At 46.5% G+C, this 23559-nt stretch carries 20 protein-coding genes; 8 read left to right on the top strand and 12 right to left on the bottom strand.

Features of this window, described 5'->3' with window-relative positions; translation table 11 throughout:
* Nucleotides 1-421 precede the first annotated feature (421 nt).
* From RIH33_RS09740 to RIH33_RS09725, 4 genes are all read right to left on the bottom strand, one after another.
* Complete coding sequence (locus RIH33_RS09740; RefSeq protein ID WP_406650133.1) at nt 422-745, bottom strand: hypothetical protein; 324 nt, start codon at nt 743-745, stop codon at nt 422-424.
* Between the two features lie 80 nt (nt 746-825).
* Nucleotides 826-1302, bottom strand: coding sequence for a hypothetical protein (locus tag RIH33_RS09735; protein WP_406650132.1), 477 nt, complete (start codon nt 1300-1302; stop codon nt 826-828).
* Between the two features lie 166 nt (nt 1303-1468).
* Nucleotides 1469-1894 carry a hypothetical protein gene (locus tag RIH33_RS09730; protein WP_406650130.1) on the bottom strand — a complete coding sequence of 142 codons (426 nt, stop codon included), beginning with the start codon at nt 1892-1894 and terminating at the stop codon, nt 1469-1471.
* A 518-nt stretch (nt 1895-2412) separates the two neighbouring features.
* Nucleotides 2413-3816: a hypothetical protein gene (locus tag RIH33_RS09725; RefSeq protein WP_406650128.1), complete on the bottom strand. Its 1404-nt coding sequence runs from the start codon at nt 3814-3816 to the stop codon at nt 2413-2415.
* Nucleotides 3817-4012: 196 nt separating this feature from the next.
* On the opposite strand from RIH33_RS09725, the gene RIH33_RS09720 reads away from it, so the two are divergent.
* The 3 genes from RIH33_RS09720 to atpC all read left to right on the top strand — a co-directional run bounded on the left by RIH33_RS09720 (nt 4013) and on the right by atpC (nt 7092).
* The gene (locus tag RIH33_RS09720) at nt 4013-5227 is read left to right on the top strand and encodes a sensor histidine kinase (protein WP_406650127.1); all 1215 of its coding nucleotides are present in this window, start codon (nt 4013-4015) and stop codon (nt 5225-5227) included.
* A gap of 91 nt (nt 5228-5318) precedes the next feature.
* Nucleotides 5319-6827: a F0F1 ATP synthase subunit beta gene (gene atpD, locus RIH33_RS09715; RefSeq protein WP_406650126.1), complete on the top strand. Its 1509-nt coding sequence runs from the start codon at nt 5319-5321 to the stop codon at nt 6825-6827.
* 4 nt (nt 6828-6831) lie between these two features.
* On the top strand, nt 6832-7092 hold the full coding sequence (gene atpC, locus RIH33_RS09710; RefSeq protein ID WP_406650124.1) for an ATP synthase F1 subunit epsilon: 261 nt from the start codon (nt 6832-6834) through the stop codon (nt 7090-7092).
* Between the two features lie 182 nt (nt 7093-7274).
* Here the strand turns inward: atpC and RIH33_RS09705 are convergent, their stop codons facing one another.
* Entirely contained in the window at nt 7275-9734 is a 2460-nt protein-coding gene (locus RIH33_RS09705) for an ABC transporter permease (protein WP_406650123.1), read from the bottom strand.
* A gap of 389 nt (nt 9735-10123) precedes the next feature.
* On the opposite strand from RIH33_RS09705, the gene RIH33_RS09700 reads away from it, so the two are divergent.
* The 3 genes from RIH33_RS09700 (at nt 10124) to RIH33_RS09690 (ending at nt 12141) form a co-directional block, all read left to right on the top strand.
* Nucleotides 10124-10552: a SiaC family regulatory phosphoprotein gene (locus tag RIH33_RS09700; RefSeq protein WP_406650121.1), complete on the top strand. Its 429-nt coding sequence runs from the start codon at nt 10124-10126 to the stop codon at nt 10550-10552.
* A 241-nt stretch (nt 10553-10793) separates the two neighbouring features.
* Complete coding sequence (locus RIH33_RS09695) at nt 10794-11228, top strand: SiaC family regulatory phosphoprotein (RefSeq protein WP_406650119.1); 435 nt, start codon at nt 10794-10796, stop codon at nt 11226-11228.
* A 406-nt stretch (nt 11229-11634) separates the two neighbouring features.
* Complete coding sequence (locus RIH33_RS09690; RefSeq protein ID WP_406650118.1) at nt 11635-12141, top strand: SiaC family regulatory phosphoprotein; 507 nt, start codon at nt 11635-11637, stop codon at nt 12139-12141.
* 44 nt (nt 12142-12185) lie between these two features.
* On the opposite strand, the gene RIH33_RS09685 is transcribed toward RIH33_RS09690, so the two are convergent.
* The 7 genes from RIH33_RS09685 to RIH33_RS09655 all read right to left on the bottom strand — a co-directional run bounded on the left by RIH33_RS09685 (nt 12186) and on the right by RIH33_RS09655 (nt 18361).
* Nucleotides 12186-12785, bottom strand: coding sequence for an aminotransferase class IV (locus RIH33_RS09685; protein WP_406650116.1), 600 nt, complete (start codon nt 12783-12785; stop codon nt 12186-12188).
* A gap of 128 nt (nt 12786-12913) precedes the next feature.
* Nucleotides 12914-13876, bottom strand: coding sequence for an aminodeoxychorismate synthase component I (locus RIH33_RS09680; protein ID WP_406650115.1), 963 nt, complete (start codon nt 13874-13876; stop codon nt 12914-12916).
* Nucleotides 13869-14174, bottom strand: coding sequence for a DUF6787 family protein (locus RIH33_RS09675; RefSeq protein WP_406650114.1), 306 nt, complete (start codon nt 14172-14174; stop codon nt 13869-13871). Before RIH33_RS09675 ends, RIH33_RS09680 begins: the two co-directional genes overlap by 8 nt.
* On the bottom strand, nt 14161-14844 hold the full coding sequence (locus RIH33_RS09670; RefSeq protein ID WP_406650112.1) for an RluA family pseudouridine synthase: 684 nt from the start codon (nt 14842-14844) through the stop codon (nt 14161-14163). The genes RIH33_RS09675 and RIH33_RS09670 overlap by 14 nt, the downstream gene beginning before the upstream one ends.
* A gap of 87 nt (nt 14845-14931) precedes the next feature.
* Nucleotides 14932-16512, bottom strand: coding sequence for a peptide chain release factor 3 (locus RIH33_RS09665; RefSeq protein WP_406650111.1), 1581 nt, complete (start codon nt 16510-16512; stop codon nt 14932-14934).
* Nucleotides 16513-16586: 74 nt separating this feature from the next.
* Complete coding sequence (locus RIH33_RS09660; protein WP_406650110.1) at nt 16587-17300, bottom strand: LytR/AlgR family response regulator transcription factor; 714 nt, start codon at nt 17298-17300, stop codon at nt 16587-16589.
* 2 nt (nt 17301-17302) lie between these two features.
* Nucleotides 17303-18361, bottom strand: coding sequence for a sensor histidine kinase (locus RIH33_RS09655; protein WP_406650108.1), 1059 nt, complete (start codon nt 18359-18361; stop codon nt 17303-17305).
* Between the two features lie 280 nt (nt 18362-18641).
* On the opposite strand from RIH33_RS09655, the gene RIH33_RS09650 reads away from it, so the two are divergent.
* A complete protein-coding gene (locus RIH33_RS09650; protein ID WP_406650107.1) occupies nt 18642-21686 on the top strand; it encodes a SusC/RagA family TonB-linked outer membrane protein in 3045 nt (1014 codons plus the stop codon).
* 18 nt (nt 21687-21704) lie between these two features.
* Nucleotides 21705-23258 (top strand): SusD/RagB family nutrient-binding outer membrane lipoprotein, encoded by a 1554-nt coding sequence (locus RIH33_RS09645; RefSeq protein ID WP_406650105.1) that lies wholly within the window; start codon nt 21705-21707, stop codon nt 23256-23258.
* Nucleotides 23259-23559 lie beyond the last annotated feature (301 nt).

Genomic DNA, 23559 nt, shown 5'->3' with positions numbered 1-23559 from the left:
TAAAGCATACAAAGTAAGCCATAAATTCTGTTCAAGGTCATCGGTTAATCGAGCTCTCTCTTAATGCATTCGTTCTGGAAGGTTGAATATAATTCGGGCCAGAAATCGACACCATTTTCAGAAATCCACAGAGACCTTATTTTATGATTGTAGCAGTCTGTGGTGGGGTCATATAAGGTAATGATGTTGACCCCATATATGCTTGAAGCCAGGGAATCCAGCAATGACTTTTTTCCTGGACTCCAGCTTCCTCCGGAATGGATATGATACCGAGGTTGACCATTAGCGAAGTGTATCATTGCAGAATCTAAGGCATCACTACAGTTCCCATAAGCATACCCTTTGCGTTGCCCGTTTACAGATTCTGACACTAGGCACATTGATAGAATAAGAATGAATACGAGTATGTAATTTTTCATACCTAATCAATCCCTTTGGCCTTTTTGAGTGAATCTAGCTGAAAGCAAAAGTGCACCCAGAAATCTTGCTGAAGAGCATCAACCTTAGTCAGGTGATTTCTAATTGCTGTATTGTAGCAGTCTGTAGACCACCCCTGCATGGTAATTAACTCTATGCCGTAGATTTGAGCAAGTGAGTCCATGACCTGTTTTTCTAACTTATTCATAGTTCCTTCATCTTGCACATAGAACTTCATTGAGCGGTTTTGGATGTCCATGTAGGCAGAATCCCTTGCGGATTGGCAGTTGCCATATTTAAAGAATCCCTGATTGAGATCTTGGCTCATAGCAGGTGCGAAGTATATTGTAACTAAGAATACAAAAAGAGGTCTAGTTACATTTCCCTTTGTGATGACCGCAAAACCCATCATTTTTGACCGCTTTCCAATGAATCCAGAAGTAGGGAGAATTCTTCCCACTGGATATCTAATAAATTCGTTGAATCAATGGGTGTGTCTGGGCAATCGCTTTCTCTCTGTCTTTTCCTGGATATTATCTGATAGAATTTCCCCAGGGAGTTGTTCCACTTTTGATCAATTGGATTAATTGCTGCTTCAATTCTTTTTAAATCAAATGTCAAGCGATCCGCCCGATCGGGCTCGCTTTGATACTTGAGTTGGATGTGGTCTGCCGATACCCTGGTGAGATGGAAAACCTGGTTTTCCCTGTTTTTGGGATTTTCCAGCGTGGTATAGAGTGTGTCACCATACACTTCAAAATAAAAATGAGTCAGTATGCCGCGGTTTGGAAATGAAACATAGGCCTCCGCATTGGATGCGTGCCATTCTGCATATCCGTTTTCGGCACAAAATGACCATGAGCCATTGAGTGCTGACTTATCCAATCTATTGGAGTTTGGATTACAAGAGCATAATAAAGTCATTAATAGAATAGATGTATTTCTTAAACACAATGACGTCCTATTCATAATTGTTAGTAGTCTCAATCTGATGCACCCGCAAAGAACTCATTATTCCTCAAAACAAGTGCAACCGGCTACTTCATATTGTTCATAATGGTTCTCTTTTTTTTATTAACATGAACACTTTGTTGTAGCCATCCAGTAGGCCTGTGCAAGAAGCTAAGGTTTCATTAGCCGGATTGACCAACTGAGTATCTTTGCCACCAGATAAAAATGAACGGGCCAAAAATTGATCAAACTCATTTTGATTCCAAGCTTCACCCTTCAGGCCAGACAGATTTCCAATTTTTTCAGCTTTCTCATCATGTGAAGTGAAGCAATATGGGCTAAATAATTCCACTTCATCTGATAAAAAGCAGGCCCACGTTGTGTATTGATCCTTATAGTTTCCCTGATATACTTTGGGGTAGGACTGCTTAATTTGGTTGCTGGTGTCAACGATGATGTACAAATCATTGCTCTGACAAGCGCTGGCGCTATAAATGGCCAATAGAATTAAAAGTTTTACTGGCATTAGGCACGTCGGTTAAAGCAATAGGGATGAAATCATTTATTTGTCAATACTCTATGTAGTTGCAATTAAAAACATGTAGGATTTCTGCTGTTCTGCTGACACTGTCCGGAATAACCAGAAAGAACTCTGTAGAATCTACATTTAACAAGTTTTCATATAGTTTCATGTATTCTGAGTCACTACCTGGGTTATCGTATAAATAGTAATTGTTATGGATCCATTTATAATTCTTAATATCTAAGGATGTCAACTCCTCCAATGGAATCAATTTTCGATATGAATTGCCTTCGGATATGCTGTTCCCGAAACACAGGTCTATTCCCATCCCCATTTTAATAATGAAATAGTAGACTTGGACCTCTTGACCATCAATAGTATACGAATCAGGGTTCTGTACTTGATTAAGGCGGCTTTCAGGGTTAAAATGAATGAAAACAGAGTCAGGTTTTATCTGAGCCTGAATTGAATGTACGATTAGGGAAAAAAGAAATAAAGCTTGAAATTTTTTCATACAGAAACTATTTACAACTATCTCGACCGCTAAGTAATTGTTGCTGAAAAGACTTGATGATTGTCTCCTCAGCACTTCCCCTGATTTCAGTGTTATAATAATCAGTTTGTTCAAGTCCTCTATAAGCCAAAGCTTCGTAGTATTCCAGATCAAAAGTTCCTCCGTCAAGGCTGTAGAGAATTATTCCCATTAATTCAACATAATCAATCATTATGTTGTGGTATGGAGAATCCTTAGAATCAGCAAACTGTTCCAACATTAAATCTATGTTTGGATCATTACTAATTTGCCGACTAAATAGCTCAGCATGCAAATACTCATGAAGCATAGCTTGCATTATCGATAGGGATGATTCTGCATTGAAGTATAGAGGATTCATTTCAATATAAACCTCATTGGAATTTTTTATCGTTCGAGCTGGATTCGGAAAACTTGAATTTAACCTGAACGACAAAGACCCGGTAGGTCTTTCACCCAAAAAACCAGCCAACATTCTCCATGCAGACTGATTTTCATTAAGTGCGTCAAATACTGACATAGCGCACGGATCATTCTTGAACGCATTCGAAAGGGTAATGCTCATCATTTGCCAAAGAGATGCCTGCTTGGCTATATAATCATCTACTGAGATAGGTTTAATGGCTATCTGATCAACGCCTGTGGTTCCGGAATCTGTCGTTCCAGAAGAGCCATCGGAGATGCTACCACCACCACCGCCACCACTGTAACCAGAGCCACCTCCACCAGAATCTCCTTCATTTCCACCAGTATAGTCGCTTCCATCCCAGTCATCGTAGATGCCACCGCCTCCACCAAGGTCACAATTTTCCCCAGCCAGTCCGATACTGTGAAGGTTACCACCAATGTAGACTATCTTGATATAGCAGTCACTCATATATTCTTTAATTCGTCCGCTGGTGTTCTCTGAGTTGATTTTTTCACCATTTTCAAATGAGACTTGTCCAATACTGTTTCCGGTTAGGTCAAGTATTTCCATCTTTCCGGTGTATCTCTCATCGAGAATGTTCCCCGTGTTTGCCACATTTATTTCTGGCTTTATTCTAATAACAAATGCCTGATTTTCAGTTTCACTAGATTTTACAATCAAATTGTCAAAATACACCTCCCTGGCTTCAGCGTCTGTGATTCCAAACGTATAGTTCGTAATTCCCAAGTCATAATTGGCAAGTTTGATCACGCTGTCCATATTGATTTCTCCAAATGCGGATGCGATCCTGCCCTTACCTGATCCAAATGCATTGAGAATGTTCATTAGTTGAGGGTCAGTATACGGATTTATTGTTTCCACTTGTAATCCTGATTGATGATCCGGGCTGACTGGTTCTTCGGTATCACAGGCGATCATTATACCCAAAAAGGTAATTAGGGAAAGCGTTATTAATCTTTTCATGGCTTGAAAAATTAGTTAGGTCGGTGAAAAAAAGTGGCAACTTAAAAATGGAGGGGGTAAAACCAAAGCTTTGCCCTATTTTTTAACCTAACGCTTTTGTGTGTATTTCACACACTTCTTTTCAAAAACCACTTTCTTTTCTCACTGAATTTGATTTTCTGCTAAATTACCGAATGGAACAAACCTCGTTTCCTCAGTGAGTGCATACCGGGAAGAACCTACCATCAGTCTTTACTCCAACCGCTCCAGCTTCAAGTGGGTGGTGCTGGGTGTGGCGCTGATCATCAGTGCCGGATCCATCGTCTACACCAATGAACTGGTGAAGCAAATCCGCGACCGGGAGCGAAAGCAGATCGACCTCTATGCCAGTACACTGGAGTATTTGGCCAATGAAAATGATGCCCCCAACCTCATCTTTGTGATGGAGGAAATCATCCAGGCCAATAACACCATCCCGGTGATCCTCACCGATGAATTTGGCAAGCCGGAGCACTACCGCAACATCCCGGCAGCAGACAAAATAGAAAATGATCGGGTTCGGAAGCGATTTCTCCTCAATGAAATCAAGGACATGATGACCGAACGGGAGCCCATCATGGTCACCCTCACCGATGACAACAACCAGATCTATGGGTATAAGAACATCTACTACCGCAACTCCTTCCTGCTCACCCAGCTAAAGTACTACCCGTATGTACAGCTGTCGATCATTGCGATCTTCGGACTCATCATCTTCGCGGTGTTTAACTACTCCCGCACCGCAGAGCAAAATCGGGTGTGGGTGGGGCTGGCCAAAGAAACCGCTCATCAGTTGGGTACTCCTTTGTCTTCACTGATCGCCTGGGTGGAGTATTTCAAGGAGACCTTCCCTGATCAGAAAGACGTGTTTCTGGAGCTGCAAAAGGATGTGGACCGCCTGGAAATGATCACCGAGCGTTTTTCCAATATCGGCAGTGTGCCACAGCTGCGCCCGGAGCGGGTTTTTGACCTGGTGTCTGAGGTGGTGAAATACCTGGAGAAAAGAATCTCTACTAAGGTAAGCATGACGGTACAGGCCTTTCCCAATGAAGAGATTACCTGCAGTATCAACCGGCCGCTTTTTGCGTGGGTGGTGGAGAATATTGTGAAAAATGCCGTGGACGCCATGGTGGGCAAAGGTGCCATTACGATCAAAATCATGAAGGTGAGCGACGGACGCGTGGCCGTTGATATTTCCGATACCGGAAAGGGGATTGCCAAGAACCGGCTCACACAGGTGTTCAAGCCCGGGTACACTACCAAGAAAAGAGGCTGGGGCTTGGGTCTGGCATTAACCAAGCGAATCGTAGAGAATTATCATGGTGGAAGGATCTTTGTGAAGGACTCTGAGTTAAATAAAGGGACTACCTTTAGAATATTACTGAAATCGTGAGCAGTTTTCGACTACCTGCTTTTTCTCTTAACCAATTTTAGATTAATTTCGCACTCGATTCGAGATACGCTTATTTAAATCAAATTGAATAATGGCTAATAAAGGCAAAATCACCCAAGTAATCGGTCCAGTTGTGGACGTAAGTTTTGATGCGGAAGGCTCAAAGCTCCCCAACATCATGGATGCGTTGAAAATCACTAAACTGGACGGTACTGACGTAATTTTGGAAGTACAGCAGCACCTGGGAGAAGATACCGTACGTACCATCGCGATGGACGCAACAGACGGTATGATGAGGGGAATGGAAGTAGAGGACCTGGGTAGCCCTATTCAGATGCCCATAGGAGACGATATCAAAGGTCGTCTTTTCAACGTGGTAGGTGCAGCGATTGATGGTATTCCACAGCCTAAGGGCGATAAAGGGTTGCCGATTCACCGATTGGCACCTAAATATGAAGACCTTTCTACCTCTACGGAGGTACTTTTCACAGGAATTAAAGTAATTGACCTGATCGAGCCTTACGCCAAAGGGGGTAAGATTGGATTGTTCGGTGGTGCCGGTGTTGGTAAAACCGTATTGATCCAGGAATTGATCAACAACATTGCCAAAGCGTATTCTGGTCTTTCAGTATTTGCGGGAGTGGGTGAGCGTACTCGTGAGGGTAACGACCTTTTGAGAGAGATGATTGAGGCGGGCATCGTAAACTACGGTGAAAACTTCAAGAAGTCTATGGAAGAAGGCGGATGGGACTTGTCTAAAGTAACTCCTGAAGATCTTAAAGAGTCTAAAGCAACTTTCGTTTTCGGACAGATGAATGAGCCTCCGGGGGCACGTGCTCGTGTAGCGCTTTCTGGTCTGACGATCGCAGAATATTTCCGTGACGGAGATGGCACTGGTCAGGGACGTGATATCCTTTTCTTCGTGGATAACATCTTCCGATTCACTCAGGCGGGTTCTGAGGTATCTGCCCTTTTGGGACGTATGCCATCGGCGGTGGGTTACCAGCCTACCCTGGCTACTGAGATGGGTGCCATGCAGGAGCGAATCACTTCTACCAAGAATGGCTCTATTACTTCGGTACAGGCCGTATACGTACCTGCCGATGACTTGACTGACCCTGCTCCGGCGACTACTTTCTCTCACCTGGATGCGACTACTGTACTTTCCCGTAAGATTGCTGAGCTGGGTATCTACCCTGCCGTGGATCCTTTGGATAGTACTTCACGAATCCTGAGCACAGAGATTCTCGGTGCTGAGCACTACGACTGTGCACAGCGAGTGAAAGAGCTTCTGCAGCGATACAAAGAACTTCAGGACATCATTGCCATCCTGGGTATGGATGAGCTTTCTGATGAGGACAAAGAAGTGGTACACAGAGCCAGAAGGGTACAGAGATTCCTTTCTCAGCCTTTCCACGTAGCAGAGCAGTTTACAGGTCTCAAAGGAGTACTGGTAGACATCAAAGACACCATCAATGGTTTCAATGCCATCATGGATGGTACTTACGATCATCTGCCTGAGGCAGCATTCAACCTGGTAGGTACCATAGAAGATGCTGTGGCCAAAGGAGAAAAATTATTAGCAGAAGCTAACGCATAAGCGCATGTTTTTAGAAATAGTAACTCCAGACGAAAAGGTATTTGAAGGGGAAGTAGAGAGTGCTACTTTTCCGGGAAGCGACGGGTCATTTCAGGTATTGAGTGATCATGCTGCTATGATTTCCACCTTGGGTGATGGAGACATCAAATTCATCAGAGAAGTCAACAAGAAGGATGAGGAAACACACATTGCCGTAAGCGGCGGTGTGGTAGAAGTACTCAACAATAAGGTGACGGTACTGGCTGAGAAGATCATCAAGGACTAATCCTTAGACATTAGATATAGGAAAACAGAAAAAGGGAGCTCATGCTCCCTTTTTCTGTTATGGGGCAATCTTTGTTGAGTCAGGTCCGAGGCCCAATACACCAATGGTGACATAGCATGGAGCCTGCTTGGCTATGTTAGTTTTGGGTGGTAAAAAATGGAATTAGATCAGCCTTGTCAGTGTCACTCCTCCTTCAGATAATCCACTGGATTGATCCTGGAAGCCTTGAGGGTCTGAAAGCTCATGGTGACTACCGCGATCAGGAGCATGAGCACACCGGAGGCCAGCATGGTTAACGCAGAAATGGTGGTGCGCATAGGAAAGCTTTCGAGCCACTGCGACATCAGGTACCAGCTGACTGGCGTGGCAATTAAAAAACCAATGAGCAACAGCTTCCCGAAATTTCCCGAAAGGAGCAGCCAAATGTTAGTGACGGAGGCGCCCAGCACTTTGCGAATTCCTATCTCTTTGTTGCGCTTCTCGATCACAAACGCTACCAGACCTACCAGGCCCAGGCAGGCAATGAATATGGCCAATGAAGCAAGTGCTTTCAGAATGGCGCTGAATCGAATGGTCTCCTGGAAAAACTGAAGAAACTCCTGATCCATAAAGGTATAGTCAAAAGGTGCGGTGGACTGAATGCCATTCCAGTCCGCTTCAAATGCCGATAATAAGTCCATGGTTTCATCGGCGGTGAGGTCTCTCAGCAGGCTCACTGTAAGCTCACTAGAGGGATCCCGGAAGATGGGAGCCTTCACATCGAAGATGGCCGTGGGGTAGATCTGATCAGAGAGGTTGCTGTTGAAGTCTTTGACAATGCCGATGATTTTATAGTCCACCTCATTGTATGTGATGGGCTGGTGCAGTGCATCCGCAGGGGTGTCAAACCCAAAGGCTCTGGTAAGGTATTCATTCACGATAATGTGATGTGTTTCATTGAACTCACGTGAGAAGTTTCTACCCATGGTCAGGTTGAGTCCATACACATCCAGAAAGTGCTCATCGGTGGTGAGGTAGTTCACCGAAATATTTCTTTGTTCTGCCCCGTTCCGCACAAAATTGTCAAAATCAAAAATCATGGGCGGAGTATCGGATGAGCGTGTGACGCGCTCCACCAGTGGATGTTGCAAAAGCTTGTTTTCGTACGCTTCCACTGAGGTGCCCAGCCGCTCGGCATGCTCAATGATGATCTTATTTTCCCGATCGAAACCCAGATCGGCATTTTTCCAGAACTCGACCTGATCCCGCACGATCAGGGTGCATGTGATCATGGCGATGGAGATGGCAAATTGGGCAGTCACCAGCGCATTTCTTGTGCGGGTACCGCCCAGCCCCTGCATATTTTTGCCTTTGAGCACCAGTGCAGGTCTGAAAGAAGACAGGTAAAAAGCCGGGTAAAGGCCACTCAGCAGGCCGATCACCAGGGTGAGCAAGAGGAGCGCCAATAGAAAGCCCGGAGTGAATAGTTCTGTGATGGAAATGCTCTTTTCAGTGATGCTGTTGAAGGCAGGCAGGAGGAACTCCACCAGGAATAAAGAGGTGATCACTGCCCCAAAGACATAAATAAACGACTCCACCATGAACTGATCAATCAGCTGTTTCCGTGCTGAGCCAATTACTTTTCTAATTCCGACTTCTTTGGCTCTCGTCGTAGCCTTTGCGGTGGAGAGGTTAATGAAGTTGATCATGGATAGGGTGAGGATGAGCCCGGCGATCAACCAAAGTATGTACAACGTTTTGATGTCTGTGATTTCATTGAGCCTTGAGTACACATGCGTAGATCGCAGGTGAGTATCCAGAAATGGTTGGATGTAGAGGTTCCATTCCTCGCCTGATGCCAAAAATTCTTCGTAGCTGATGCCCCGGTATTTTTGGAGGAAGGCCTCCATATATTTACCCGGTACGGCCCCCACTTTCTCTGCCACTATACCCGGGTTCGCATCTGCTCGGAGCAGGCCAAAGGTGACAAAAGCGGTCCACATCCAGGAGTCGGCAGATTTTTTTACCCTGGGGAAAGACGACATGGAGAGGAGGAAGTCAAACTGAATGTGTGAATTGTCAGGAACATCTGCTGCCACTCCGGTGATGAGGTAAGACTGCTGGTTGGGCTGCTCACCCAGCTCCAGCTGTCGGCCCAGGGCATTTTCGTTGCCAAAATACTTCTGGGCCATGCTGGCTGTCAGCACGATACTGTTGGGGTTGAGCAATGCAGTCTTTGGGTTACCCTGTAGCAGCGGGAAGGTGAAAATTTCGAGGAAATTGGAGTCTACTGCCAATAAATATTCCTCTTCGAAGACCTGGCGATCACCGAGGGTATTGCTGCTGGAGATGAGAAAATTACCCGGTGTGTGCACTCGGGTGAGGCTTTCGAACTCTGGCACTTCCCGCCAGAGAGCACCCATCACCGCCGGGCCGGTGGACCCGAAGAGGGCGTCATCGTCGCCCCAGATAAAGGTCTGATTGATTCTGTAAATCCGATCCCCTTTCTCATGAAACTGATCAAAGCTGAGCTCGTCGTTGGAATACAACCAAACGAAGATGCAGGACATCAGGCCGATGGAGAGCCCGAGTATATGGAGTACGGTGAGGGATCGTTGTCTTTTTACACGTCTGAGGGCAATGGTAAGGAGGTTGCGGATCATAGGTTGTTCGGTTTGCGGCTGTTGGTGCCAAATGCTTGCCAGAAATCCTAAGTTACTGAAAACAAGTGTATTGAACAGAACTTATCCCCCTGCAATGATCGAAATCGGACACTCTCTGTTCGATCATGGGGCCATTGAGATTTCTGGAATCGCACCGTTGCGTGTTTCACGCAAAGTTTGAAAATACGGATTTCCCTCTAATATAACGGGATGTTATTGAGCAATTTTGTATTGTCATAAAACTAACTGATGAAATGAAAACCTAAATCCAACAGATGGCTAATGCCTGAAACACTTCCCACAATCAAATTACAGCTATGATTTGGTTCGACTCACCGAAGTGTTAAAGTGTAAAGTCGTCTCAATACTCACAATTTAATATTAAGAACATGATTACTCACTACGCTACAGACACCACCTACTTACACAAGTTCACTCCCAAGTGGACTTCAAACCTCATGTTGGACCCTACGGGTACTACTCCTTTTGTCAGCTATGATAAGGAAACGAAGTTCCTGATTGTCAAAGGGAATGCCAGTGACCCGAATATGCAGGAGTTTTTTGATCCTATCTTCTCAGCCGTAAAAAGGGATGCGGTGGACTCCAACAACCTGAAGGTGTACTTCTACTTCAAGGCGATGAACACGTCTACGGTAAAGGTTTTGTTTGACCTGTTCAAATATTTGCGGGTACGAGTGGCAGAAGGCACCAAGGTTCAGGTGGTTTGGGGTGCAGATGCTTACGACCTTGAAATGATGGAAACCGGGCGAGAACTCTCAGAACTATACAATTTGAATTTCAGATATTTGGCAGCCTAGGCGGTTGGGAAATCGGCGGCCAACAGGTGAAAGGTGATTCGGGATGGATCACCTTTTTTTGTCTTTCAGACAAATATCCTGATGAACGGCTCCCCCGAGGGCGTAGGTTGCGTGATTCACAGAGTCATTATTCGCAAAACACCTATTTTTTCAAATGGTTGATTCCCTCTTATAGGAGGATGGAAGGTATGGCATCTTTGCTTTATAGTTATTTGATAAGCACTCCTAAACTTTAAAAGTCATGATAGCAAATCAGAATTTCCCCCAGGCTTCCAACTTCAACAATCTTTCACTGATGGTGTCTCATTTCGGAACCACAGTGATTGAGCCTACTACCAAAACGCCATTTGTTTGCTATGATGAGCACAATCAAGTGTTGATGATTAAAGGAAATTCCACGAATCTGGATATGCAGAATTTCTATCATGAAATACTGACAATTGTGAAAGTCAACCTGGAACAAGCTGATCAACTGACGGTGAGTTTTTGCTTTCAAAACATCAACACAAGTACAGCCAAAGTACTCTTTGATTTTTTCAAGTACCTGAGATGTATGCGTGCTGCAGGTAAGCGCATACAGGTGATTTGGAGTGCTAAGACTGATAATGAAATGATGGAGACGGGTAGAGACTTTGCGGAGATCTATGACCTGGATTTTCACTACATGGCGGCCTAAGGAATAACAACCAGTAAAAGTCCAATCAAGCAAGGTGGTTCCTCTACAGGAGCCACTTTTTTTTGCTACCTGGTTAGCAGTTATCCCCAAATCTCTTTAGGTACGAGGGTTTAGGTGGTTTGGGTGCTGAAGCCTGCGCCTGTAAAAGGTGGAGACCAATCGGGAAATCTCAGAATGATACAATTTGAATTTCAGATGGACTCCCCATTATTTGCCTGCAACTGACCCATACCTTTAAGTCATTGAAAACAAGGCCGTTTCCGAAAATCTAAGCAACGATATACCTGAGTGCTGGAATCACCCATTCCATTCCGCGAATCACGCAAATTTCAAAATACGAATTTCCCTCTGATATAACGGGCGGTTCTTTTCCATCTTTGTATTGTAATTAAAAAACTAAAAAAGAATGATCACTAAAATCAACAAAATGAAAAGCCCGATAAAGCAGACTTCCGTTGATTTTAAAAGAAATGACCACATGATTGCTCACTACGCCATTAACACCGCCCACTTTCACGCGCTGCCCAAGAAGCCCGCAGCACTAACCCTTGAACCTACTGCCACCACGCCTTTTTTGAAGTACAGCAGTGCTGAGAGCCTGCTCGTGATCAAGGGAAAGTCCGTTAAACCGGACATGCATGAGTTTTACCATGCACCACTCCAGAGATTCAAAGCTGAATTGAAAAACAGCAACCAGTTGAAAGTTCACCTGTGCTTCTACGACCTCAATACCAGTACCGCTAAAGTCCTTTTTGACTTGTTTAAATACCTGAGAATGCGTGCTGCCGGAGGCACGAACGTAGAGGTAATTTGGGGAGCTGAAGTGACCAACCATGAAATGATAGAAACAGGTAAAGATTTTGCGGAAATCTATGAATTGAAATTCCGGTTTCTGAAGGATTCAGATTTTTAACCAGCGTAGACAGATAACAGCGGGGTGGCCCAAAGGGGGTCACTTCAGCTGTTTATCCCATGGATTTCGCTCACCGGAAGTTCACTTTCTCCCAGATCCACCATCGCATTGATCAGGCTCACTTTTTCAAATGACCTGAGGTCGTCTTCCCTGATCATCTTTTCCCTGATTTTCCCGGTATTGAGCAGGTGCTGTCTCCGCACACCATTGAGCAAATACGTCTTGGGTGTCCACCAGGCAGCCCCATCCCAAAAAGCGACATTGGCGTAGTAGCCATCTGTGACAGCTCCCTTTTTTACAATCAATATCTCATCAGCTGATCCACGCTGTGCAAAGAGCCTGGTCAGAGCCTTCCGGTTTTCAGACTTAAAACCGTAACTAATGGAGTCATTACGCACCAGCTGTATGCGCCTGAGGGGGCGCAGGGTGTATTGAGAAAACTCTACTTCCGTCAGCTCTGCGTCGTACACCACCCGCACCTTATACCGCTCGTCGAAAGACAGTGCGGGCAGCAGCGTGGTGAGTTGGTGTGGCGCTGCCTCCGGGTAGTGGGCCTCAAAAGCCCTGTTCACCCGCAGCTGATGCTCCGGCAGCAGGGAATAGGCTCCTTTTTCAAAACAAATGGTTTCAATGAATCGGCTCATTGCGTGCAGGAAATCATGATTGGTTTGAGGAGGTGAATTTAGGGGAAGATGGAGGAAAACTCATGTGATGACACCATAAACTCCTGTTGCTTCATCCCTGCACGAGCAGGGCTCGCTGATGCGTACCCCTAAAAAGGCAAATAGATCTTATCAATGATCTCCTGGTACTCCCGGGCTTCATCGCTGAAGGAGGTGATGCCCCCGCCGCTTTTGTAGTAGAGCTGGTCACCTTCTTTTTCAATAAACCGAATCATCACCCCGGTGTCCAGGTCCTGCCCATCAAACAACCCACAGACTCCCGTGTAGAATCCCCGGTTATAAGTCTCAGCAGTCTTTATGATGTGGATGGTCTCTTTCTTCGGGGCACCAGAGATGCTGCCGGCAGGGAGCAGCCGGAAGAGCATGCTGCCCAGAGATTGGTGATAGTTGGCAGGGAGCTTTCCGGTGATCTCTGAGCTCACCTGTAGGAGCTTTTTTTCGTGGGTTTTCACCTCAGTGATAAATCTAAACCGCGACACGCTCACCTCGCTGGCAATCTGGCTGAGGTCGTTTCTGATCAGGTCCACGATGGTTACATGCTCGGCTGTTTCTTTGGGGTCGTTGAGGATCTGTGTTTCGGCATCAGCTACAGAGGCGTCTATGGTTCCCTTCATGGGGTAGCTGTAGATGTGACCGTCTACCATTTTCACAAAAGTCTCCGGTGAAAAAACCACGAACTGATCCTTGTAGAGGAGTTTGTAGCGAGCCTGGCTGAGCTCGTAAATATCGGCCAGGGAGAGGTTCGTTTCTATAGGTGTTCTAAAAGTGAGGTTCACCAGGTAGGAGTTGCCATAGTTGATCTGATCTACCACATAGCGAAACGGTCCGTGAAACTGCTCTTCTGTCAGCGGGTGTTTTTTGAAATGGAAAGAAGGAGCCGTCTGGTTTTTTGGGCCAGATTGATTGAGGGCAAATCTCAGTTCGGAAGGATTGATTTCGCCCAGCGGCTGAATGAGACAGCGGCTACCCATAAAGTCTGTGAAAAAGAAAAAAGGGATGCGCCGGGCACCCAGTTCATTCATCCGCTCTATGGCCTTTTCTCTGTCAAGCATTGTCTTTTTTGCCGGTCAACCGTCTGAACGTGCGCTTTTCAAACTCCCAGAAGAAGCGAAACTGGCCAAATAGGAAGCCATAAAACAGCAGAATGATATTGTATATGGGCAGGATAAGGAGGTAGTAGACCACCGAAAACCAGATGTTTTGCTCGCCATCACCGGTGAAGAAAGCAACAACCGGCCGTTTGAGAAACAGCACCGTGAAGCCTGTGCAGGCAAAGACGATCAGTACCATGACCACCTGAAAGCCGCTTTTGAGGTTCCAGCGGGTTTGCAATCGGTTAAGCCAACTCATGGATGATGGATTTGAATTCATTCCAATGGGGTAATGAAGTGAAAGTTATGGGTTCCTTTTTGACAGGGTGCACAAAACTAATCTGAAAGGCGTGTAAGTGAATGCTTTTGTCGGCATTTGGCTCGGCGTAGCCATACTTTAAGTCTCCTTTGATGGGGCAGCCCATTTTGGAGAGCTGGACACGGATCTGGTGTGGGCGTCCGGTTTTGGGCAGCACTTTCAGCAGCGAATGTGCTTTCTCCGTGGCCAGGAGCTGATAATCCAGCTCCGCTTCTTTGGCTCCGCCCTTCGCTTTGGGGTAGGCCTTCACCAGGTTTCTGGCCCCGTCCTTCTCCAGCCAGTGAATCAGTTTTCCGGATTCACGCTCGGGCTTTCCCTGTACCACAGCGAGGTAAGTTTTTTGGATGTTATCCTCTCGGAAAAGCTTATTCATGCGCTCCAGTGCTTTGGAGGTTCGCGCAAAAACGGTGATTCCCCCTACGGGTCTGTCCAGCCGGTGGCAGGGGTGTAGGAAAACGTCACCGGGTTTTTGATATTTTTCTTTGATGTAGTCCCGGCCCCAATCTGTCAGTGTGCTGTCACCGGTCTTATCTCCCTGCACCAGCCAGCCGGTTGGTTTGCTGAGGATCAGCAGGTGATTGTCTTCAAATAATACTATTGGTTTACTCAAGGTTGTTAATATTTTTTACCACGGGCCATTCATCCAAATGTGATCAAAGCAGAAGCAACAGCGCCCAAACAAGATGAAATCTCGGCTTTAAAACTCACTGATAAAGTGAAATTCCACATCCGGGAAGTTGTCCTGTACCATCTGCAACCAGGCCTTGGACTCTGCCATGAACACGAGTTTTCCTTCTTTGTCTTTAGCAATGTGACGGTATTTGTCCTTGATAAACGCATCCAGCTTAGCTTCGTTTTTACTGCTGATCCAGCAGGCCTTGTAGATGTTGACATGGTCAAATCGCGCCTTGGCATTGTATTCATTGAGGAGGCGGTACTGCAATACTTCAAACTGCAGTGCACCTACGGTGCCCACCACTTTTCGGGCTCCCATCTCGAAAGTAAAGAGCTGGGCCACTCCTTCGTCCATTAGCTGATTGAGTCCTTTTTCCAACTGCTTGGACTTCATGGCGTCCAGGTTGATCACTTCTCTGAATAGCTCTGGCGAGAAGGAAGGGATTCCTTTGTACAGTCCTTTTTCACCTTCGGTGAGGGTATCGCCAATCTTCAGGTTGCCGGTATCGTATAGTCCTACAATGTCCCCAGGGAAGGCTTCGTCCACGGTTTCTTTCTGCTGCGCCATGAAGGCTGTGGCATTGGAAAATCGAAATTGCTTGTCGTGGCGCACATTGTAGTAGCTGGTGCCCCGATGAAAAGTGCCTGAGCAGATTCGCGCAAAAGCGATTCGGTTTCGGTGCTTGGGGTCCATGTTGGCATGTATCTTAAAGATGAAGCCTGAGAACTTTCGCTCATTCGGTTCAATCTTGCGTTCTTCAGTTTCACGGGCCACAGGCGGTGGAGCGATCTGTATGAAGCAATCGAGCAGCTCACGCACCCCGAAGTTATTGACCGCACTGCCAAAAAAGACCGGAGCCACTTCGCCATTGAGGTATTTGCTGACATCCAGGGGATCATACACCCCATTGACCAGCTCTATTTCTTCTCTAAGTGTCTTCACGGCAGATGCAGGTAGTCGCTTATCCAGTTCGGGATCATCGATGCCTTTGATCTCCACTACATCGGTGACTTTCTTGGTTTTGCTGGGCTCGTATAGGTTCAGGTTATTTTCAAAAATATTGAAAACGCCTCGCAGTGATTTTCCCATGCCTATGGGCCAGCTCATGGGGCGCACATTGATGCCCAGCTTTTCTTCTATTTCATCCAGCAGCTCAAAGGCATCGCGGCCTTCCCGGTCCAGCTTATTGATGAAACAAAGCACCGGAGTTTTACGCATCCGGCATACCTCCATCAGCTTTTCGGTCTGTCGCTCCACACCCTTCACACAGTCTATCACCATGATCACACTGTCCACGGCAGTGAGTGTGCGGTAAGTGTCTTCTGCAAAGTCTTCGTGACCGGGGGTGTCCAGAATGTTGATTTTTAAATCTTTGTAGTCAAAACCCATTACGGAAGTGGCCACCGAAATACCCCGCTGCTTTTCTATCTCCATCCAGTCAGAGCGGGTGCCTACGTCTATTTTGTTGGATTTTACGGCACCAGCCGTTTGTATGGCCCCACCAAACAGGAGTAGTTTCTCCGTGAGTGTGGTTTTTCCGGCATCCGGGTGAGCGATAATTCCAAAGGTGCGGCGCTTCTGTATTTCTTGTTCTAAGGTCATTCCCTGCGAGTATTTCAGGGCGCAAAGTTAGTGATCTTTGGCGGATGAACATAAGCCCTCGTTTTGGCTTTTGTCTAGCCCTTCAATATTCTGTTTTTTACCTCTGACTGGTAGTTGCGGCCGATGGGCAGATGTTTGCCGCCAATCTCCACCTGATTGCCATTGATGGCTTTGATTTTCTCTAAAGAAACGGTGTAGCTGCGGTGTATTCGCATAAAATCTTCCTGTGGCAGCAGGTCGGTGAAGGAGTGGAGATTATGGTGGACAATGAGGTCTTCGGCCGTCGTGCGCACCATCACATAGTCCTTGAGGCTCTCCACATACAGGAGGTCTTTCAGGAATACCTTCACCATTTTTTTGTCCACTTTGAGAAAGAGGTGGTCGATTTTCTCTGCCTCGCCGCCAGTACCCCCCGGGCCTGTGGGCCTGATGCTCAGTCGGTTCATTACTTTTTGCACCATCCGGAAAAAACGGGGAAATTCTATGGGTTTCACCAGGTAGTCCACCACATCATAGTTATAGCTTTCTACGGCATAGTCGCGATAGGCCGTGGTGATCACCACCTGTGGAGGGTTTTTCAGGGTTTCCAAAAACTCCATGCCGCTAAGTTTGGGCATATTGATGTCCAGAAAAATGAGGTCTACAGCCTGCTCATTCAGAAACCGTATGGCTTCCAGCCCATTGGAGCAGCTCCCTACGCATTCAAAGTCATCTACTTCTTCGATGTATTTCTCCACCACTTTTACGGCCAAAGGCTCGTCATCTATGATCAGGCATTTCACTTGCATATCTATTGATTTAAGGGGAGTACCAAATTAACCATATGTTTTTGACCATCCTGACTGATGTCCAGCTGGTACTTGTTCTGATAGAGCAACTTAAGCCTTCGAATGGTATTTTGAAGACCTATGCCCTCACTTTTATTGAGCCGCTGTACTTCTTTGGAATCCTGATAATCCTTCAGCCAGTTGTGCACCTGGAAACGGAGTTTATCTCCCTCCACATCCAGCTTGATCCAAATGTCAAAGGTGCCCTCAGGCGACTCTCCACCATGCTTCATGCTGTTTTCTACAAAAGGCGACAGGATGAGTGGTGGTATTTTCTTGTCGTCAAGTTTGCCGGTGATCTCAAAATGCACCTGCAGTCGGATGCCAAACCGGATTTTCTCCAGTTCAATATAGTTCTTCATGTGCGTCACCGTTTCCATGAGGGTCACCTCATCGGCTTTGGCCCGGTAAATGACAAAACTCATGAGGTTGGACAGCTTCAGGATGGTGTTGGGGGCCAAATCGGATTTTTCAAGTGTGAGGGCATAGAGGCTGTTAAGGGTATTGAAAAAGAAGTGCGGCTGGATCTGACTCTTCAGGTAAGCAAGTTCAGTCTCGAGGCTGTTTTTTTCCAGCTCCCGTTGGGCATCGCGCTCCCGGATGTGGTCAATGGTCAGCTTGATGGCGGCAGTGAGCCCGATGATGTACAGTTCACCGATGAATACTGTGATGATATAGCTTAACCCAAACAGGTCCGTTTCGGGCTTGGCAGATTCCGGCCAGATGTTGGTCGTCACCAGGCCATAGGTTAGCAGAATCTTGACGAGCGAGAAGGCCAGCGTGGCTCCGAAGAGGGACAAAACATAGAACAGGTATTTCTTTTTTGAAAGCAGCCGGGGTACCAGCCAGTATAAATTGAGATATACCAGAATGATATGTATTGGGAACTCTACCAGATTAGACTTGATCGAATAGATATAGTCGCCAAAGTAGTGACCCCACCTTACACTGTTGAAAGAGAAATAGCCTACCCAGAAGAGGATATGGAAGAGTACTGTTCGGTGTTTTCTAAGCTGCTTCAATGCCGGTTATTTATTCTTGATGGCCTTATATAGGCGATACTGTATATACTAGATAGCCAAATTTCCTAAATAAGTGAACGCGCAAACCTTAAATTATACCAACAGCGCTGTTTTGCCAATAAACAGCATAGGTGCTATTCATAGCACCGCAAATGTCATCTAGCGATAAAAGCTCGTCGTACTGCGAATAAATTTCCTCAGATCATACTGACTTCCTTAATTGGGTACCGTGACTGAAAAAAGGCAGTCACAAAAGTCCTAAACCAAAAAGTTTAATTCTATGAAGAGAATACTACCATTTTGCATGTTAATGCTGATGGGCATCGTTGTACTCGGACAGCAAACTGTCTCGGGAACTGTAAGTGATGCCCAATCGGGGGAGCCTATACCTGGTGCCACTGTCCTGATCAAAGGGACGGACTCAGGGACTACTACGGATCTGGATGGAAAATTCAGAATCCAGATTGAAAACGAAACGGACGTACTTGTCTTTTCATCCATCGGTTTTGCGTCCGTGGAGCAAGTTGTTGGCTCGCGGGCCATTATTACTGTGGCCATGGATGCCGACATCACTCAGCTTGGTGAAGTGGTGGTAACGGCTTTGGGGATCGAAAGAGACTCGAAGACGCTCGGATACTCCGTGTCCAGAGTGAAAGGGGAGCAATTTACCAAAGCGCGAGAGATCAGTGTGGCGGACAACCTGGTAGGGAGAGTAGCAGGCCTCAACAGCAGTGCGCCTTCCACAGGTCCAGGGGGATCTTCGCGAGTGACCATTCGCGGTAACTCCTCCCTCTCATTTAACAACCAGCCACTTTATGTTATCAACGGTATCCAGATGAACAATGACAACCTGGGTAGCGTGGGTAAATGGGATGGTGCGGATTTCGGAGATGGTATCTCCAGCATCAACCCGGATGATATAGAAGACATCACCGTACTAAAAGGAGGTGCAGCCGCTGCCCTTTATGGCCAGAGAGGCCGTAATGGTGTGATCCTGATCACCACCAAATCTGGAAAGTCCAGTCAGGGACTGGGGGTAGAGTTTAACAGCAATGTGGCCATCTCCAGGATCAATGACTTCAGAGATTTTCAGGAAAAGTATGGACAAGGGACACTTGGTGCTGCTCCTACGGATCAGACTTCTGCCCTCAATACCGGGCTTACCTCCTGGGGAGCGCCGCTTGATGGCTCCATGGTCACGCTTTTTGATGGCAGGCAACATCCATACTCAGCCGTGAGCGGGGGCAACCTGAACGATTTTTATGAGACCGGTGCCACTTATACCAATTCATTGGCGATTTCCGGTGGCGGCGAGTCTGGCTCTGTCAGATTGTCTTTGGGTGATTTGAGAAATACCTCAGTCTACCCCGGAGCTGATTATAAGAGACAAACAATCAATTTGGATGCCTCGTACAAGCTGTCTCCCCAGCTGACAGGGAGTGCGAATGTGAACTATACCAAAGATGGTGCGGGCCGAACCAAAGTGAACGACGCACCTGGTAACGGTAACTATGCGATCATGTTTTTGCCACCCAACGTGGATGCAGAATACCTCGCTCCCGGATATGACGAGTTGAAAAACGAAATCCGGTTTGGTAGTGATGCTTTTACCACCAACCCATACTTTGCAGCCAACAGGTTCATCACTGAAACTTCCAAAGACCGGGTGTTAAGTGTGGCTAGTCTGCGCTATGCACCCTTGGAGTGGTTATACGTGCAGGCACGTATTGCCAATGACTTCTATGCTTTCAATGCCACCCAGATCACACCTACAGGTACAGCTTACCGTCCTACCGGCGGTCTGGACTTGCAGCGTACAGTGAACTACAATGAAACCAACGCTGATTTCCTGGTCGGGATCAATAAAGATGTGAACAGAGACTTCTCTATTGGGGTCACCCTGGGAGGTAATTTGTTGAAAATGCAGCAGAAGACTGTAGAAGTGAATGCCAGCGGTTTTGCTTTCCCATTTCTTTATAACCCGGGCACTGCCACCACCAAAGGTGCCAACGTGACGGAGCCACAAAAGGAGGTACACTCACTATATGGTTCTGTTGAGCTTGGATTCAGAGACATGCTGTTTTTGAACATCACGGATAGAAACGACTGGTCGAGCACCTTGCCCAGTGGCAATAACTCCTACAATTACCCTTCAGTAAACCTTTCCTATGTATTCTCTGAATCGCTGAATATGCCATGGATGAATATGGGTAAGATCAGAGCGGGTTATGCACGCGTCGGTGGTGATGCTCCGGTATTTGCTACTAACCTATACTATGGTACTTTGGGCAACGCCATCAATGGTGTGCCACTTGGAAATGTAGATAACAACGTGCCAAATCCTCAAATCGAGCCCCTTCAGGTGACCGAGTTGGAAATCGGTGGGGAGATGGAATTCTTACAGAAGCGACTGTTTGTAGACCTGGCCTGGTATAAAAAGCAAACCCTCAATGACATTGTGAATGTGGGTATTTCAAGAGGATCCGGTTATCAGACCGCTGTGGTGAACATTGCAGAGATTGAAAACACGGGTGTAGAATTCCTTTTGGGAGGTGTACCAGTGAAAACTCAGGCACTTACATGGACTTCTACTTTTAATATTTCCAATAACAAAAACACGGTGATAGGCCTGGCAGAAGGTCAGGATAAACTTACCGTAGGAGAGTCGAGAAACGGGCGAGCGTTCATTGAGCATGTGGTGGGAAAACCATTCGCGCAGGTGATGGCCTATGATTACATGCGGGATGATGCCGGCAACCTGATATTAGGAGCAACAGGTCTCCCACAGGCGGCTTCAGAGCTGACCTCACAGGGAACAGGGGTACATCCGGTTACAGGCGGGTGGAGCAATGATGTAAGGTTTAAGAACCTTACGTTATCCTTCCTGATCGACTTCAAATATGGTGGAGTGATCTACTCTGGTACCAATGCCATAGCCTATGGCAATGGTCTTCACAAGGCAACACTGGAAGGCCGTGGGGATGGAATCACGGTGAGTGGTGTGGATGCTGATGGAAATACTGTGTCATCTACGGTGACCGATCAGAACTACTATGGTGCCTTGGCGGGTATTTCCAAGCTGCAGGTGTATGATGCTGATTTCATCAAATTCCGCTCATTGAGTCTTACCTATAACTTCCCTAATCTGGGCAATATCAAGGGGCTGAGTATTTCACTGGTGGGCAGAAACCTCTTTTACATCAAAAAGAGCACACCTAACATTGATCCAGAGTCTAATTATACCAATGGCAACGCTCAGGGGATTGAGTACCTGGGACTCCCCACGTCTAAGACATACGGAATCAACCTTGGCATTAAGTTTTAATCATCTAAAGAAAGAGACATGAAGAATCTATTATATATCGTTCTTACGACTGTCGCGGTGACTTTTTCCGGATGTACATCCGAATTTGAAGACATCAACACGGACAAAAACAAGGTGGCAAAGGAAAGCTACGTGCCTTCTTACCATCTTTCGAGGGCTCAGCTGGAGTATACCGGGAATAGTGATTTCAGCTATGATACCTGGAGAATCAACATCATTTACTCGAGTATGATGACTCAGCAGCTGGCCAATGCGAGCTGGTATGCAGGAGATAAGTACATGCAAAATGATGGTTGGGCCAATGCGTCATTTGATGTGGCTTACAATGATCAGGTGAAATACATCGTGGACCTGTTGAATATCACGGAAACGGATCCGCTCTATGCTAACCTGCATCAGATTGCCCGAATCATGAAAGTAATCATTTTCCACAGACTGACAGATTTGTATGGAGAGATTCCATATTCAGAAGCTGGCCTGGCTTATCACGAAGGGATTTATGCCCCTAAGTACGACACTCAGGAGTTTATTTATACAGACATGCTGAATGAACTAAAAGAAGCTGCCGAAGCCTTGGATGCGAGTGGCGACTTGCCGGGCTCAGGAGATTTGATCTACGGATCAGCAGCAGACCCCATTGGTCAGTGGAAAAAACTGGCGTACTCCATGATGCTCAGACTCTCTATGCGACTGACAGAAGTGGCACCCACAGTGGCCAAACAATGGGCTGAAACGGCTGTGAGTGGAGGGGTATTTACCTCCAATGCAGACAATGCTTTCATCCTGCATGATGCAGCAGGCGGCCGTACCACTGTGAACAGAAACAGTAACATTCTGGCTGGAGAATGGAATGCCACGAATACGGGTGAAGTGTTCCTGAGCAAAACCTTCGTGGATTTCCTCTCAGACACGAATGATCCGAGACTCGGTCTTTTTGCCAGGGTACAAGCCACAGGCGATACAGACCCTGCCAATCAGATTGGACTTCCAAATGGACTGGATCAGAACGGAGGTGCATTTGATGTGAGTACGGATCCGGATTTTCCCGGGGACATTACCAATTACTCAACCATTCGTGATGACATATTCCTCAGCCTGTCGGGCCCCACTTTCGTGATTAACTATGCTCAGGTGGAGTTACTACTTGCTGAAGCGGCGTTAAGAAATTATAGTGTGGGCGGTACCGCTCAGTCGCACTATACGGCAGGGGTGACTGCCGCTATGGAGTTTTTGACTCAATACAACGCTACAGCGGAGGTGCCTGCAGATGAGATCACTACCTACCTGGCAGCCAATCCATTTGTGGCGGCCGATGGTATGGAAATGATCGGCGCGCAGTACTGGGTAGCGTCATTCCTGGACTGGTATGAGGTATGGTCCAACTGGAGAAGAACGGGTTACCCGGAACTGACACCGGTGAACTATCCCGGAAATGCTACAGGAGGGGTCATTCCAAGACGAATGATTTATCCTTCTCATGAGGCTTCTAACAATTCAGCGAATTATGCAGAAGCCATCAGCAGACAGGGTACCAACACGTTCCTGACCAAAGTGTGGTGGGACGCCAGATAATACATTGTGTTTATAAGTAGATGAAAGGCCTCCTCCGGGAGGCTTTTTGTTCCTTCTTTAAGCACCTTGAGTAGTCAGAAAACTGGTGCGAATTCAGCGCTGAAGCGCTTGGAGACCATTCAAGGGCAAGCCGGAGTTGTTTGTCGATGAAAACAATCCAAACCGCGAATAAATTTTTTTCAGGTGCTTTGGGCACTTTATTTAGAGTACAGATGATGGTCGGTTAGTGAGCTTATTCCGACTGTACTCGCAGGAAGTTTTAAAATAACTGTAACTTATAGTCATAATGACATTAAAGGTA

The sequence above is a fragment of the Marinoscillum sp. genome (genome assembly GCF_040222955.1).
Taxonomy (GTDB): domain Bacteria; phylum Bacteroidota; class Bacteroidia; order Cytophagales; family Cyclobacteriaceae; genus Marinoscillum.
The sequence above is the reverse complement of the archived record's forward strand: the minus strand, read 5'-3'. Positions and strand labels throughout refer to the sequence as shown.

Bases quoted from the DNA above. Each gene is read 5' to 3' on its own strand.
- RIH33_RS09740 (WP_406650133.1), bottom strand. From the start codon at position 745: ATGAGCCAAGATCTCAATCAGGGATTCTTTAAATATGGCAACTGCCAA.
- RIH33_RS09730 (WP_406650130.1), bottom strand. From the start codon at position 1,894: ATGCCAGTAAAACTTTTAATTCTATTGGCCATTTATAGCGCCAGCGCT.
- RIH33_RS09725 (WP_406650128.1), bottom strand. From the start codon at position 3,816: ATGAAAAGATTAATAACGCTTTCCCTAATTACCTTTTTGGGTATAATG.
- atpD (WP_406650126.1), top strand. From the start codon at position 5,319: ATGGCTAATAAAGGCAAAATCACCCAAGTAATCGGTCCAGTTGTGGAC.
- atpC (WP_406650124.1), top strand. From the start codon at position 6,832: ATGTTTTTAGAAATAGTAACTCCAGACGAAAAGGTATTTGAAGGGGAA.
- RIH33_RS09705 (WP_406650123.1), bottom strand. From the start codon at position 9,734: ATGATCCGCAACCTCCTTACCATTGCCCTCAGACGTGTAAAAAGACAA.
- RIH33_RS09700 (WP_406650121.1), top strand. From the start codon at position 10,124: ATGATTACTCACTACGCTACAGACACCACCTACTTACACAAGTTCACT.
- RIH33_RS09695 (WP_406650119.1), top strand. From the start codon at position 10,794: ATGATAGCAAATCAGAATTTCCCCCAGGCTTCCAACTTCAACAATCTT.
- RIH33_RS09690 (WP_406650118.1), top strand. From the start codon at position 11,635: ATGATCACTAAAATCAACAAAATGAAAAGCCCGATAAAGCAGACTTCC.
- RIH33_RS09685 (WP_406650116.1), bottom strand. From the start codon at position 12,785: ATGAGCCGATTCATTGAAACCATTTGTTTTGAAAAAGGAGCCTATTCC.
- RIH33_RS09680 (WP_406650115.1), bottom strand. From the start codon at position 13,876: ATGCTTGACAGAGAAAAGGCCATAGAGCGGATGAATGAACTGGGTGCC.
- RIH33_RS09675 (WP_406650114.1), bottom strand. From the start codon at position 14,174: ATGAGTTGGCTTAACCGATTGCAAACCCGCTGGAACCTCAAAAGCGGC.
- RIH33_RS09665 (WP_406650111.1), bottom strand. From the start codon at position 16,512: ATGACCTTAGAACAAGAAATACAGAAGCGCCGCACCTTTGGAATTATC.
- RIH33_RS09660 (WP_406650110.1), bottom strand. From the start codon at position 17,300: ATGCAAGTGAAATGCCTGATCATAGATGACGAGCCTTTGGCCGTAAAA.
- RIH33_RS09650 (WP_406650107.1), top strand. From the start codon at position 18,642: ATGAAGAGAATACTACCATTTTGCATGTTAATGCTGATGGGCATCGTT.
- RIH33_RS09645 (WP_406650105.1), top strand. From the start codon at position 21,705: ATGAAGAATCTATTATATATCGTTCTTACGACTGTCGCGGTGACTTTT.